The sequence below is a fragment of the Nonomuraea aurantiaca genome (assembly GCF_020215705.1).
Lineage (GTDB): Bacteria > Actinomycetota > Actinomycetes > Streptosporangiales > Streptosporangiaceae > Nonomuraea > Nonomuraea aurantiaca.
The window spans coordinates 231,372-244,712 of sequence record NZ_JAIWNB010000017.1; the positions used below are offsets into that span (position 1 = coordinate 231,372).

General features: G+C 68.4%; 10 protein-coding genes. 5 read left to right on the forward strand and 5 right to left on the reverse strand.

Features of this window, described 5'->3' with window-relative positions:
• Positions 1 to 11: 11 nt before the first annotated feature.
• From LDL49_RS34495 to LDL49_RS34505, 3 genes are all read right to left on the reverse strand, one after another.
• On the reverse strand, positions 12 to 2,837 hold the full coding sequence (locus tag LDL49_RS34495; RefSeq protein ID WP_225297447.1) for a glycosyl hydrolase family 95 catalytic domain-containing protein: 2,826 nt from the start codon (positions 2,835 to 2,837) through the stop codon (positions 12 to 14).
• A gap of 76 nt (positions 2,838 to 2,913) precedes the next feature.
• Positions 2,914 to 4,206, reverse strand: a complete 1,293-nt coding sequence (locus LDL49_RS34500; protein WP_225297449.1) for a ricin-type beta-trefoil lectin domain protein — start codon at positions 4,204 to 4,206, stop codon at positions 2,914 to 2,916.
• Between the two features lie 306 nt (positions 4,207 to 4,512).
• Positions 4,513 to 5,283 carry a FadR/GntR family transcriptional regulator gene (locus LDL49_RS34505; protein ID WP_225297451.1) on the reverse strand — a complete coding sequence of 257 codons (771 nt, stop codon included), beginning with the start codon at positions 5,281 to 5,283 and terminating at the stop codon, positions 4,513 to 4,515.
• Positions 5,284 to 5,403: 120 nt separating this feature from the next.
• Here LDL49_RS34505 and LDL49_RS34510 point away from each other — a divergent pair, with 120 nt between their 5' ends.
• From LDL49_RS34510 to LDL49_RS34525, 4 genes are read left to right on the forward strand one after another with little or no spacing between them, the layout of a single operon-like run.
• Positions 5,404 to 6,681, forward strand: coding sequence for an ABC transporter substrate-binding protein (locus LDL49_RS34510; RefSeq protein ID WP_225297453.1), 1,278 nt, complete (start codon positions 5,404 to 5,406; stop codon positions 6,679 to 6,681).
• Between the two features lie 4 nt (positions 6,682 to 6,685).
• Complete coding sequence (locus tag LDL49_RS34515; RefSeq protein ID WP_225297454.1) at positions 6,686 to 7,672, forward strand: carbohydrate ABC transporter permease; 987 nt, start codon at positions 6,686 to 6,688, stop codon at positions 7,670 to 7,672.
• Complete coding sequence (locus LDL49_RS34520; RefSeq protein WP_225297456.1) at positions 7,672 to 8,499, forward strand: carbohydrate ABC transporter permease; 828 nt, start codon at positions 7,672 to 7,674, stop codon at positions 8,497 to 8,499. The genes LDL49_RS34515 and LDL49_RS34520 overlap by 1 nt, the downstream gene beginning before the upstream one ends.
• 1 nt (position 8,500) lies before the next feature.
• Positions 8,501 to 9,661 (forward strand): mandelate racemase/muconate lactonizing enzyme family protein, encoded by a 1,161-nt coding sequence (locus LDL49_RS34525; RefSeq protein WP_225297458.1) that lies wholly within the window; start codon positions 8,501 to 8,503, stop codon positions 9,659 to 9,661.
• A gap of 24 nt (positions 9,662 to 9,685) precedes the next feature.
• On the opposite strand, the gene LDL49_RS34530 is transcribed toward LDL49_RS34525, so the two are convergent.
• A complete protein-coding gene (locus LDL49_RS34530) occupies positions 9,686 to 11,257 on the reverse strand; it encodes a ricin-type beta-trefoil lectin domain protein (protein ID WP_225297460.1) in 1,572 nt (523 codons plus the stop codon).
• 26 nt (positions 11,258 to 11,283) lie between these two features.
• Positions 11,284 to 12,393 (reverse strand): SGNH/GDSL hydrolase family protein, encoded by a 1,110-nt coding sequence (locus tag LDL49_RS34535; RefSeq protein WP_225297462.1) that lies wholly within the window; start codon positions 12,391 to 12,393, stop codon positions 11,284 to 11,286.
• Positions 12,394 to 13,067: 674 nt separating this feature from the next.
• Between LDL49_RS34535 and LDL49_RS34540 the strand changes: the two genes are divergently transcribed.
• On the forward strand, positions 13,068 to 13,341 hold a 274-nt coding region (locus LDL49_RS34540), incomplete at its 3' end, for an endo-1,4-beta-xylanase (protein WP_225297464.1).

The following is a 13,341-nucleotide window of genomic DNA, read 5'->3' on the forward strand; positions in this document are numbered from 1 at the left end:
GTCCTCTCGCGTCAGACCGCGCTGATCGTGTACTGGTTGTTCGTGCTGGAGTTCGGCGTCCACAGGATCGTGGCCGAGCCCGCCGTGGCGTTGCCGCCGCCGTCCAGTGCCGTTCCGGTGCCGCGGTTGATGATCTGGTAGCGGCCGTTGCCGACGCTGTTGAGCCGCCACTGCTGGTTGGCGCTGCCGCTCCAGGCCGCCTGCCTGGCGTTCGCGCCGTTGGCGGTGTTGCCCCAGCTGTCGGCCACCATGCCGTTGGTACGGTTGACGATGCGGTTCCACCCGCCGCCCAGATCCACGAGTTGCCACTGCACGTTGGTGCTGCCGTCCCAGTTCCACTGCTTGAGGTTCGAGCCGGAGGCGACGTTGCCGCCGCTGTCCAGGACGAGGCCCGTCGCGACGTTGGTGATCCGCACGTACGTCGACGGCGCGGGGCCGCCGGACCCTGTCATGCGGTACGTACGCCCGGCCTGGCCGGTCAGCCCGACGACGTCGGCCTCGGGCTTGGTGACGCTGACGGCGGCCCCGGTCGCGACATCGATCACCTGGTAGGTACCGGTGAAGATGCGGTTGCGCACGTTGACCGTGCCGTCGCGGTCGAACGTGACCTGGATCTCGGTGGACCCACCGGCGGCCCACGTCGCGTCCACGGTGTAGCCGCCGCGGCCCCGAAGCCCCTGGACCTTCCCGCCCGGCCAGGCCGAGGGCAGCGCGGGCAGCACGTGCAGCTCGCCGTTGTGGCTCTGCAACAGCATCTCGGCGATACCGGAGGTGGCACCGAAGTTGCCGTCGATCTGGAACGGCGGGTGCAGGTCGAACATGTTCGGCGCGAGCCGGGCCGTCGTCACCAGGAGGCGCACCAGGGTGTGCGCCCGATCGCCCTCCTCCATCCGCGCCCAGTAGTTGATCTTCCAGGCGAGCGACCAGCCCGTCCCGTCGTCACCGCGCAGTTCGAGTGTCCGCCGTGCGGCCGAGTAGAGGGCGGGGGTGCCCCGTTTGGTGATCTGGTTGCTGGGGTGCAGGCCGTACAGGTGCGAGATGTGCCGGTGGTTCTGCTCGGTCTCGACCCAGTCGTACAGCCATTCCTGGATGTTGCCGCGCGAGCCGACCTTCATGGGCGCGAGCCGGTCCCGGGCGGCCAGGACCCGCGTACGGAAGTCGGCGTCCACGTTGAGCACCTGACAGGCCTTGGCGCAGCCGTTGAACAGGTCACGCAGGATCTGGTTGTCCATCGTCGGGCCCGCGCACACGCTGACGCCCGCGTGGTGGTTGAGTTCGGGGGAGTTGGATGGGTTCGTGACCAGGTACCCGAGGCTCGGCTCCTGGACAAGGGTGTCCAGGAAGAACTGTGCCGCCCCCTTCATCGCCGGGTAGTACTGCCGCAGGAAATCAAGGTCGCCGGTGAACAGGTAGTGATCCCAGATCATGGTGGACAGCCACGCGCCGCCGCTCTGCCACATGCCCGCCGCGGCGAAGTCGACGACCGACGAGGCCCGCCATCCGTCGGTGTTGTGGTGGGTCACCCAGCCGGAGGCGTTGTACTGCACCCGGGCCGTGCGGGCGCCGGTGACCGTGAGGTCGTTGATCATCCGGAACACCGGTTCGTAGCATTCCGGCAGGTTCGTCGTGTCGGCCGGCCAGTAGTTCATCGGCAGGTTGGCGTTGAGCGTGTACTTCGAGTCCCACGACGGGGTAAGTGAGTCGTTCCAGATGCCCTGCAGGTTGGCCGGCTGGGTGCCAGGACGTGAGGATGAGATCAGCAGATAGCGGCCGTACTGGAACAGCAGCGCGGAGAACTGCGGGTCGTTGGTGCCGGCGTGCTGCGCGATCCGTACGTCGGTCGGCTGGTCGGCCGCCCCCGTGCGACCGAGGTCGAGCGTGGTGCGAGCGAACAGCCGCTGGTAGTCGGCGACGTGCCGGGCGCGCAGGTCGTCGTACGTCCTGCCCTTGGCGGCGTCGAGGTAGCGCCGCGCGATGCCCTGGTAGTCCCCGCTGACATCCTTGTAGGTCACATAGCTGGAACCGATGGAGATCAGCACCGTCACGCTGTCGGCGGCTCTCACCTGTAGCGTGCCGCCCGAACTGGTGACGCTGCCGCCTTCGGTGACGGCCCGGGCCAGCGCCAGGAACCGCACCTTGCCCGCCAGTCCCCGCTGGTCGCCGGAGATCCCGTCGAGCGCCACCGTCGCGCCGTCCGGGCTGGAACGGGAGGTCCGCTGGGGGCTGTCGAACGTCGCGGAGAACGTGATCGAGCCGGGTCTGTCGGCGGTCAGGCGCACGGCGATCAGTTGGTCCGGTGCGCTCGCGAGGACTTCTCGCCGGTACCGCACGCCGTTCTGCAGGTACGACACCGTGGTGGTGGCCGTGGTCAGGTCGAGGAGACGGTTGTACTCCGAGACCCCGGTGGCGCCGCCGAAGGTGAGCCGGAGATTGCCGACGGGCTGGTAGGCGAGCTGCCCGGCGGGATTGCCCAGCATGTTCTGGTCGATCATGCTCTGGGCCTGGCTCCACTGGTTCTGGAAGACCAGCTGCCGGATCTGCCCCAGGGCCGCCGCGCCCTTCGGATTGCTCTGGTCGTACGGCCCGCCGGCCCAGATGGTGTCCTCGTTGAGCTGCAGCCGCTCGGTGTCGACGTTGCCGAACACCATGGCGCCCAGGCGGCCGTTGCCGAGTGGCAGCGCGCGCAGCCAGTCCGTGCCCGCGCTCTCGTCGTACCACAGCGCCAGATCGTTCGCGGCACGCACCTCCGGAGGCGCCACCGACGCGGCCCTCACGGCAGCCGTCCACTGCGTCGGCAACAGGACGGCGCCGGCTCCGGCCGCGCTGAGCCTCAGCATTTGCCTTCGCGATAACTCGGACATATGTGTCAGTCCTCCAAGTCGCGGGAGAGGTGCGTGCCTCGAATCGATTCGATCAACTACGGGCCCACTGCTGGTTGGTGCCGCCGTGGCAGGTCCAGATCTGGACCTTGGTGCCGTTGGCGGTGCCGGCGCTGGAGACGTCCAGGCACTTGGTGCCGTAGACGCGCAGCTCGCCGGCGCTGGTGAGGGTCCATTTCTGGTTGTTCTGGCCGTTGCAGTCCCAGACGATCACCGCGGTGCCGTCGGCGTTGCCGGCGCCGTTGACGTCCAGGCACTTGCCGCCGGAGACCCGCAGCTCACCGGCGCTGGTGGCGGTCCACTGCTGGTTGGGCTGAGCGTTGCAGTCCCAGATCTGCACCGGCGAAGCACCGGCGTCCAGGCACCGCCCCGACCCCCCGCCCTTCAGCGCGCTCCCCGGCGGCTGCGAAGGGCCGCCCCCGAGCCGCGTGAAGAAGTCCCACACCACCGGCCTGGTCCAGGAGTTCTCGCCGGGCTCGTAGTCGCCGGGCTTTCCGTCCACGGGACCGGGGGTGTGGCCCGCGTCGAATGCCGCCCACGCGACCGGATACCCCTCCCGGCAGCCCGAATAGTAGGTGACGACGTGTGTCAGGCTGCCCTGCGCCGGTTCCGGCGGGTTCTGGCTCGTGCAGCCGTTGTTCCTGACGAACCGGTCACGCAGCGAGCGGCCCGTGGAGATGTTCAGCACCGGGTCCCTGAGGCCGTGCAGCCCGATGTACGCGATGGGGTCGCCGCCACCGCTGCATCCGCTGAGCTGCCCGCCGGAATACACCGCCACGGCGCGGAAGACCGTCGCCCGGGAGCACGCGAGCGAGTAGCTCATGCCGGCGCCGTAGCTGAAGCCCATGGCGAAGCGCTGCGAGGTGTCGACACAGAGGTCGGCCTCGATCCGCCGGATCATGTCGTCGACGAAGGTCACGTCCTCGCCGCCGGAGTTGGCCCAGCCGTTGTTGAAGCCCTGGGGCGCGACGAAGATCGCGGTATTGTTCGACAACGCCCTGAGCCCGTAGTAGGACCAGGGGTACCCGCTGGTTCCGCCGCCGTCGACGTCATTGGCGGTGCCGCCGTTCCAATGGAAGCCGAAGATTAACCGGTAGGCAGTGGTGCTGACGTAGTTGTCAGGAATTCGCAGAATGAAATTGCGATTCTTGCCGCTGGTCGTTATCGATTGCGGACCGCTTCTCAGCGTCGGAGTCTTGCCGCAGCCCGCGGTGGTCCCCAGGGCGCTTGTCTGAGGGGCGCCGGCGGCCACGGAGGTCTGCGCCGGAACCAGGACGAGCAGTGCCACGGTCGCGATGGCAGCGAAGAGGAACCTATGCCTCGACATCACGCACGTTCCTTTGTCGGGTAAATGAGGAAGCCGTTTCCGCCACCCGGTCGAGTCGTCCGTGTTAACGCTCACTCAACACCCGCTAATGAAGTCTCCTTTCATCCGGGCGGGGGGAGACGGCGGTGCAGCGGGAGCAAATATGACCGTGACCGGGCCTGTCAAGAAGCGGTCTTTTCAGGAGGTGCGGGCGCTCGGCCTGGAGGACCCGCCGCTGCCGCGTCTGGCCAGGGAAAGCGGCCGCGGCCACCGCTGACGCGCGGCGGTGAAACTTTCACGGCCATCGATCGAATCGGTTCCGGGACGCTAGCGCTCCAGCCGCAGCGGGTCGGCCGACCCGCTGCGACGGACGAGCCAGGCCTCGGTGATGTGGTTGAACATGGCCTCGGCGGCGCCGGCGGGATCGCGGGCGGCGATGCGCTCGTAGATGCGGCGGTGGCCGAGGTTCGACGCCACGCACAGGGCCCGCTCGGTCCGGCCCAGGTATCGGGCGGTGTTGACGACCTGGCTCTCCAGCGAGCGCACGACGCCACGAGCGATGCGGTTTCCCGAAGCCCGCATGATCGTGTCGTGGAAGGCGCGGTCGCTGTCGGCGTAGGTGACGTGGTCGTCCACCAGCTCATCCATGCGATCCACCAGCGCGCGCAGCCGCTCCACGGTGTCCGGCCCGGCCAGGCGGGCGGCGACGTTGGCCATGTCGGACTCCAGCACGCGCCGGGTGACGACGAGGTCGTCGAGAATCGTCAGGCTCTCGTCCCCGGCGATGGTGGTGGCGAGGACGAGCTCGTCGAGCATGTTCCACATCGCCGGAGGAGTGATCATGGTGCCGGCGCCTTGGCGGACCTGCACGAGCCCCTTCTCCTGCAGGACTTTCACGGCTTCCCGGACGACGGTGCGGCTCACGGAGAAGGCTTCGCACAGCGCGGGCTCGGTGGGCAGTGTCGTCCCGGGCGGGTGCACGCCGCGAACGATGCGCTCCACCAGCTCGGCGGTCACCGCTCTGGCGAGACTGGCCGGACGTTGTGCCCAGGCCGGTGGTGGCGGGACAGCGCTGCCCGTGTCCTGCGATGCCGTCATAGCCCCCCTCCCGTGACGGAGATCAGTGTACAGGAGCCCCCTTGACCGTAATACGTCATACGAATTATGTTTCCGGGGGACAGCCCGGGCGTATCGGCCGCTCTCGGAGGGTGAACAGCTATGAAGCAGCGAGCGTTGTGGTCGGTCTTGCTCGCGGCGGGACTGGCCGTGGCCGGCTGCGGGAGCGCGGCACGGACGGAGTCCCCCTCCGGTGGAGGCTCGCCGCAGAAGCAGAAGCTCGTGGTGTGGGACTGGAAGTCCGGCGAACCGGCGGCCGCCGCCTACGTCGAGAAGGCGAAGGCCGACTTCGCCCAGCGGCATCCCGACGTCACCGTCGAGTTCGTCGCGCAGCCCTTCGACCAGTACTACACCTTGCTCGGCACGGCCATTCAGTCGAACAAGGGCCCCGACGTCATGCTCTTCAACGGGGGCGGGCAGATCCGCGACCGGGTGAACGCGCTCGTACCGCTGGACCCGTACGTGACGGAGGACAAGAGCCGGTTGGCCGGCTGGGACGCCTTCGGCAAGGACGGCAAGACCTACGCCGTGCCGGTGACCCTGCAGGGCCACCCGATCTACTACAACAAGACGCTCTACGAGAAGGCCGGTCTCGACCCGGCGAAGCCGCCCAAGACGTGGGACGAGTTCGTCGGCGACTGCGCCACCATCAAGAAGGCGACCGGAGCCGCGTGTTTCGCGCTCGGCAACAAGGAAGGCTTCGGCATCCAGTTCTTCATGTCGGGCCTCGGCTCCGGCATCCTGACGCCTCAGGAGTACGACGACTGGATCGCCGGGAAGCGTGACTGGACCTCCCCCCACGTGAAGCGCATCTTCGAACTGTGGAAGGAGGCCAACGACAAAGGGCTGAACAACGAGGGCGCCAACTCCACCGCGATGTTCAACGACATCTTCAGGGTCTTCGAGACCAATAAGGCCACGCACATCATCGGGCTGATGTCGGACGTCGGGCACTGGAAGGACTTCGCCGAGTTCCTGCCGCCCGACAAGATCGGCGTCATGCCGGCCCCGGTCGTCACCGGCGGGGCCACCCCGAGCCTTCCGTACGACGGCGGCATCGGCTATGCCGTCGCCAAGTGGACGAGGGATCCGAAGCTGGCCGCCGATCTGGTGCGATCCCTGACCTCGACCGACGCCCTGACCGCGTTCTACGCCAAGGCCGGCGCGATCGCCTCCGACACGACGATCGACGTCTCGCAGGCGGGCCCGGCCGTGGCCGCGATCGTGCCCGAGATCAAGACCGGCAAGCCCGCCCTGCACGTCGCGCTGTCGTCCAAGACCCTGGATCTGATGGGAAGACTGTCCCAGCAGCTCCTGAGCGGGTCGGCCACCGTGGACAAGGCGGTGCGGCAGCTGGCCGACTCCGATCGGACGAGCTGATCCCGTGCCGATCGGAAGTTCGTCACCGCGGGTCCGCCCGGCCCGCTCCGGGCAGGCCGACGCGGCGACGATGAAGCAGCGTGGACACCGCGGGGGCGTCCACGCGACCGCCCGGCCCACCTCCCGTGGGGCGCGCGCCGAGCGGCTCGCGCCCTATGTCCTGGTGGCCCCGGCCGTACTGATCATCGTGGGGCTGCGGCTGTGGCCGCTGGTTCTCGGGGTCGACTTCTCCTTCACTGGCGACGGAGAGCTCAACGGGACCCCGGTCGGCGCGAGCAACTACCTGGAGCTGCTCGGCGACCCGTTGTTCCGCACGTCGCTGGGCAACGTCGGGCTGCTGGTGCTGCTGCTCCCCATAGCGGTGGCGATTCCCGGCTTGCTCGCGACCTTCATCTACCTGCGGGTACCGGGTCACCGGGTCTACCGCAGCGTCTACTTCTTCCCGGCAGTGCTCTCACCCGTGATCGTCGGTGCGATCTTCAACCTCATGCTCGGCTTCGACGGCCCGGTGAACGCCGTGCTCGGGGCGATCGGCGCCGGCCCCGTCGACTGGCTCGGCGACCCCGGCATCGCCATGTTCACCGTGGTCGGCGTGCACGTATGGGCGACGTTCGGGATGGCCCTGGTGGTGTTCCTCGCCGGATTCAGCACCCTGGACGCCTCGCTGCTGGACGCCGCCCGGGTGGACGGCGCGTCGCTCGGCCGGACCATCTGGCATGTGATCATCCCGAGCCTGACACGCACCATCCAGTTCGTCTTCGTGACCACGATGATCGGGATGCTGACGTCCATGTTCGGCCTGCTCTTCGTGATGACCGGCGGGGGACCGGAGGGCTCGACCTACCTCCCGGAGTACTACATCTGGCACCAGCAGGGACAGATGAACCGCCCGGCGCTCGCCTCGGCCGCCTCGACGGTCCTGTTCGTCGTCATGCTCGTGGTGGGGCTGCTGCAGATCAGCGTGCTGCGCCGCGCGGGGAGGCAGGACTGATGCACGGCCTACGCCTGGCCAGGTGGGTGGCCGCCGTCCCGATGGCCGCTCTCGCGCTGGCCACGATCTATCCGCTCGTCTTCACTGTCAACGTCGCGATGAAGACCCGGCGTGACTACGTCCTCGACCGGTTCTCCCCGGCGGGTTCCCTGCGCTGGGACAACCTCGCCGAGGCGTGGGCCAGCGCCGGGATGGCACGATATTTCGTCAATTCATCCGTCGTCGTGGCCGTCGCCGTGGCCCTCTTGCTGCTGCTGGGGTCGATGGCGGGCTTCGCGCTGAGCCGGCTGCGCTTCCGCGGTTCCTCGGTGATCTTCCTGGGCTGTCTGGCGGGGCTGTTCATCCCCTTCCAGGTCATCATGGTGCCGCTCACCAGGATCATGGCCGACACCGGCCTCGTCGACACCTACCCGGGGCTCATCCTGGCCTATGTCGCCCAGTTCCTGCCGTTCACCGTCTTCCTGATGACGAGCCACTACCGCACCATTCCGGCGGAGATCGTCGACGCCGCCAGGATCGACGGAAACACCACTTACGGCGTGTACCGGCGGATCATGCTGCCGCTGGGCGTTCCGGCGCTGCTGTCGGTCGGCATCCTCGACGCCTTGTTCTGCTGGAACGACGTGCTCATCTCGCTGCTGGTGATGCCGTCGCCCGAACACCGCACCCTCATGATCGGCGTCAACTCGCTGCGCGGACAGTACTCCGATGACATCCCCACCTTCGCCTCGGGGGTCCTGATCGCCGCGATACCCGTACTGATGATCTATCTGTTCCTCCAGCGGCGGATCGCCGACGGCGTCACCGCCGGTTCCACGAAAGGCTGACATGCGCATCACGGCGTATCGGACCATGACGACGGTCCAGGTATGGGGCCGTCCCGTCGGTGATGCCAACGGCGTCTTCGCCGACGGTGTCGTCCCGGTGCCGATCGTCATGGTGGACACCGACGAGGGGATCACCGGTGTCGGCCTCGGGCCGCACGTCGAGATCGACACCGTCTTCGCCGCGATCGAGGGGGAGGACCCGCGCGGCGTGACGGCCCTTTACGACCGCATGCTGCGGCAGACCTTCAAGGCGGGCCACGCCGGCGCCGTGTTCGGCACGATCGGCGCACTCGACACCGCCCTGTGGGACATCAAGGCGCAGGCGGCCGGTGAGCCGCTCTGGCGGCTGCTGGGCGGGCGGGACCGGCGGGTTCCCGCCTACGCGTCGGGACTCGACATCGGCCTGACCGACGACGAGCTCGTCTCCGCGTACCAGGTCTACGCCGAGCACGGTCTGCGCGCGGCCAAGCTCAAGGGCGGCCTCGACATCGATCGCGACCGGCACCGCTTGACACTCGTACGGGACGTGCTGAGCGAGGCCCGGCACGGATCGCGGCCGGGACTGATGCTCGACGTGAACGAGGCCTGGACCCGCAAGCAGGCGGTCCGGCACGTCTGCGAGCTGGAGCGCACCCTGGATCTGACCTGGATCGAGGAGCCGGTCCGGCGGTGGGACGCCGAAGGGCTGGCCGTCGTCGGCAAAGGGATCCGCGCCTCCGTCGCCACGGGGGAGAACCTGACCGGGCTCGAGCAGTTCCGTCCGCTGCTGGCCACGGGGGCGGTCGACATCGTCCAGACGGCCGCGGTCTGGGGCGTGACCCACTTCCTCCGGGTGTCCGCCCTGGCGCACGCCCACGACCTGCCCGTCAGCCCGATCGGCACCACGCCGGTCGCGCTGCTGCACGCCGCGACGTCGGTGCCGAACCACATGGCCAGCGAACTGCAGGACCTGCACCCGCCGCTCGGGATGTCGCTCGACACGTACGTCGAGGACGGCGCCTTCATCCTCGGGGACACGCCGGGCCTCGGCATCACCGTCGACCACAACGCGATCAACGGGTTCACCCGTCGACCGGACGCCAGGGCGGCCGAGGGCCCCCACACCCGGCCGGAGCACGCAGGGCGGCGACTGCTGCCGGTGACCGACGCCTCCCGCGGGTGACCGGGGTGTCAGGGGCACGTCAGGTCAGGTGCGGGTCCAACGCTGGTTGGTGCCGCCGTTGCAGGACCAGATGACGAGTTTGGTGCCGTTGGCGGTGGCGTTGTTCGGCACGTCCAGGCACTTGTTCGCTCCGACCGCGGTGATGGTGCCGTCGGAGTTGAGGCGCCACTGCTGGTTGGGCTGCCCGTTGCAGTCCCAGATGATGACCTGGGTGCCGTTGGCGGTGCCCTGGTCGTAGGCGTCCAGGCATTTGTTGCCGTAGACCCGGAGCTCACTGCTCGCGGTGGGCGTCCACTGCTGGCCGGGCCGGCCGTCACAGTCCCAGATCTGCGCCTGCGCGCCGTTGACCTGCGAGGAGCCGGTGACGTCCAGGCACCGGCCCGAGCCGGCCCCTCTGATCGCCAGCGCGGGGACGATGCCCCCTCCGGTGACGGTGTACATGGCCGCCCCGTGCCCGGGCACCGACGCGCTGATCGTTCCGGAGGAGGAGGACGTCGTGTGCGCCCACAGGTCACGCACCGAGTAGGAGGACGCCGAGCCCAGGCCGAGGGCGGCGGCGGTGGTGGAGACGGTCGAGGTCGAGGTGCCCCGGTTGAGCAGGACGACCGCGACCGAGCCGTTCTTCATCGGCTTGCGCCAGACCTCCAGGTTGCCGTTGTCGCTGATCTTGTGGCCCTGCCGGCCGCCCCAGTCCTGGTTGACCGCGATGACCTCGGTGTTGGTGAGGATGGTGCGCGTGTCGGCGCTCATCGTGCGGATGTCGTTTCCGGCGATGAGCGGTGCGTTGAGCAACGACCACAGGCTGAAGTGCGCGCGGCCCTCGGTCCCCGTCACCCCGCCGACGCCGACCTCCAGCATGTCGGGGTCGTTCCACCCGCCCGGGCCGGAGTACGCCTCCAGCCCGACCTGCTGGTCCAGGATCCCCATGATGGAGTTCCAGTTGGCCGCGATGTCGCCGGTGTCGCGCCAGGAGTTGCCGACAGGCATCCCCCAGGTCCACACGCTCTCCTGGCCCCAGTTGCACAGGCTGTAGAGGATCGGGCGTCCGGTGGCGGCCAGCGCGTCGCGCATGGCGGTGTAGCGCTGCTGCCCGTTCATGCCCCGGTGGTCGCCGCAGTTGTCGTACTTGAGGTAGTCGATTCCCCAGGACGCCCACAGGGCGGCGTCGCGCTGCTCGTAGCCGAGACTGGCCGGGTACCCCGCGCACGTCGTCGTGCCCGCCGATGAGTAGATGCCGAGCTTGAGCCCCTTGGCGTGTACGTAGTCCGCCAGCGCCTTCATGCCGCTGGGAAACTTCTGCGGATCCGGCACCAGGTCGCCGGCGGCGTTACGGCTCTTGGTGGACCAGCAGTCGTCGACGTTGACGTAGGTGTAGCCCGCCGCCGCCATGCCGCTGGAGACCATGGCGTCGGCCGTCTGACGGATCAGGGCGTCGTTGACGTTGCAGCCGAAGCTGTTCCAGTCGTTCCAGCCCATCTGAGGGGTGCGGGCCAGGCCGTTGTCCAGGGCGACGGCCGGTGACGTGGCACCGCCGATCGCGACGAGGGAGCCGGCCGCCAGTAACGCGGCCATCGTCAGGCCGAGGATTCTGCGCATCTGAATCTCCATCTACCGGAGTGATGTCATGGACTGGCGCGAGTCCAGCGCTGGTTGGCACCGCCGCCGCAGGACCAGATCTGGAGCTTGACGCCGTTGGCCGTGGAGTAGTTGGGCACGTCCAGGCACTTGTTCGCCCCGACCGCGGTGATGGTGCCGTCGGCGTTGAAGCGCCACTGTTGATTGCTCTGGCCGTTGCAGTCCCAGATGACGACGCCGGCGCCGTCGGCGGTGCTCCGGTTGGACACGTCCAGGCACTTGCCGCCGTAGATCCGCAGCTCGCCGGCGCCGGTCGACGTCCAGCTCTGGTTGGACTGGCCGTTGCAGTCCCAGATCTGCGCCTGCGCGCCGTTGGCCTGTGACGCGCCGGAGACGTCCAGGCACCGGCCGGAGCCCACGCCTCTGATCGCCATCCCGCTGGGGGTTCCGTCCCCCGGCTGGCCGATGCTGCCAGGAACCGACTGCAGCGCCGCGTACCAGGCGGCTGCCATCTTGTCGTAACCGCCGGCGGTCGGGTGGATGCCGTCGATCAGGTCGGAGGTGGTCACCTTGCTGTGCATGTCGACCAGGTGGACGTGCTTGCCGCTGTTCACCTTGCTCTGGACGATGCCGGGGATCGCCGCGTTGAAGGTGCGGGCGGCGGACTCCTGGCCGGAGTTGGACAGCGGGATGATGGTCGCGACGAAGACGTCCGCGTCGGGCACGGCCGCGGTGATGTGGTCGATCAGCGTGGACAGCCGCTGCGGGGCGCCGGCCACGTTGTAGTTCTGCAGGATGTCGTTGGTGCCTAGGTGGAGCAGCAGTGTGCGCGGTGTGTACGTACGCAGCCAGCCGGTGATGTTCGCGTCGATCTGGTCGATCCGCCACCCGGGATGACCCTCGTGATCGTGATCGCCCAGGCTGCCCGGCCCGTTGAACTGCGACCCGACGAAGTCGACCGTGTAGCGTCCGCCGATCAGGCGCTGCCATAACCCGATCCGGTAGCCGCCCGGCACCTGCGTGCCTTCGGTGATCGAGTCGCCGAGCGGCATGACCCGCACCCCGCCGTTGGACTCGGCTCCGGCGACCCCCGTCCCCATCGCCGCCAACGCCACCGCGGTGAGCACGGCGGCCCACCATAGCCTCCAGGTACGCATGCTCAACTCCTCGCCGTCGCCCGCGCGGGATGCGGGCGGCGCATCGACCCCTTTGCCGTGGACACCAGGACCTCCCTGTGATCGTTAGTTGTCTCTGACCTCGCCGGGCCATGACGCCGAAAGCGACGCCACCAGCTCAGGGACGGGATGGGTCCGCCTCTCCGTTGTTAGCGCTAACAGAGCGCTGGCTGATCATGCTCCCCTCGGGCCGGTGGAGGTGGTGGCGGGACGGAGCAAATACGAGGCGGAAAGGTACTGTCAAGAGCGCCGTAGCTTGCGGCGGGTCCGCACTGGCATCGGCCGAGCGCGCTCACCTCGGATTATCGAGTCCAGCCGCAGCGGACCAGCGAGAGCGTCGCCATGAAACTTTCATCCGCGCCCCGGACGAGCCCAGCCGAAACATTTCAAGAATCACGATCCGCACATTGAGCCAGCACAACGGGCCTGGACAGCGATCGGATGTGTCCGAAAGTTTCACCAGATCCTTGACAACTTTCGGCGAGATTCACACACTGAAATGCCCGAGGTGAGCTCCCCCTACCGGCTCGGTGGTGCTCGGCAGAGGGACTGCCGTCCCGGCGCTTGTGGTGTGCGTCCACCGGAGGCGTGGCGTCGGTCCCGCGGGTGTGTCCCGCACGATCCTTTCCCCATGATTGGCATCTGGAGGCTCGAACATGCGTGTCAACGCCATGTCCCCCCGTACCGCCAGACGGCCGCTCGGCGCGCGCCGCCGGGCGCTGATCACCGGCGCGCTCGGCGCGCTCGGCCTGATCACGGCACTGGCGACGGCGATTCCGGCCGATGCCGCGGCGAGTACGTTAGGCGCGGCCGCCGCGCAGAGCGGGCGGTACTTCGGCACCGCCATCGCCTCGGGCCGCCTCGGCGACTCGCAGTACACCACCATCGCGAGCCGCGAGTTCAACATGGTGACGGCCGAGAACGAGATGA

What these genes read in the sequence shown, in the direction of transcription:
- LDL49_RS34495 (WP_225297447.1), bottom strand. Translation starts at nt 2,837, where the DNA reads ATGCTGAGGCTCAGCGCGGCCGGAGCCGGCGCCGTCCTGTTGCCGACG.
- LDL49_RS34500 (WP_225297449.1), bottom strand. Translation starts at nt 4,206, where the DNA reads ATGTCGAGGCATAGGTTCCTCTTCGCTGCCATCGCGACCGTGGCACTG.
- LDL49_RS34505 (WP_225297451.1), bottom strand. Translation starts at nt 5,283, where the DNA reads ATGACGGCATCGCAGGACACGGGCAGCGCTGTCCCGCCACCACCGGCC.
- LDL49_RS34510 (WP_225297453.1), top strand. Translation starts at nt 5,404, where the DNA reads ATGAAGCAGCGAGCGTTGTGGTCGGTCTTGCTCGCGGCGGGACTGGCC.
- LDL49_RS34520 (WP_225297456.1), top strand. Translation starts at nt 7,672, where the DNA reads ATGCACGGCCTACGCCTGGCCAGGTGGGTGGCCGCCGTCCCGATGGCC.
- LDL49_RS34525 (WP_225297458.1), top strand. Translation starts at nt 8,501, where the DNA reads ATGCGCATCACGGCGTATCGGACCATGACGACGGTCCAGGTATGGGGC.
- LDL49_RS34530 (WP_225297460.1), bottom strand. Translation starts at nt 11,257, where the DNA reads ATGCGCAGAATCCTCGGCCTGACGATGGCCGCGTTACTGGCGGCCGGC.
- LDL49_RS34535 (WP_225297462.1), bottom strand. Translation starts at nt 12,393, where the DNA reads ATGCGTACCTGGAGGCTATGGTGGGCCGCCGTGCTCACCGCGGTGGCG.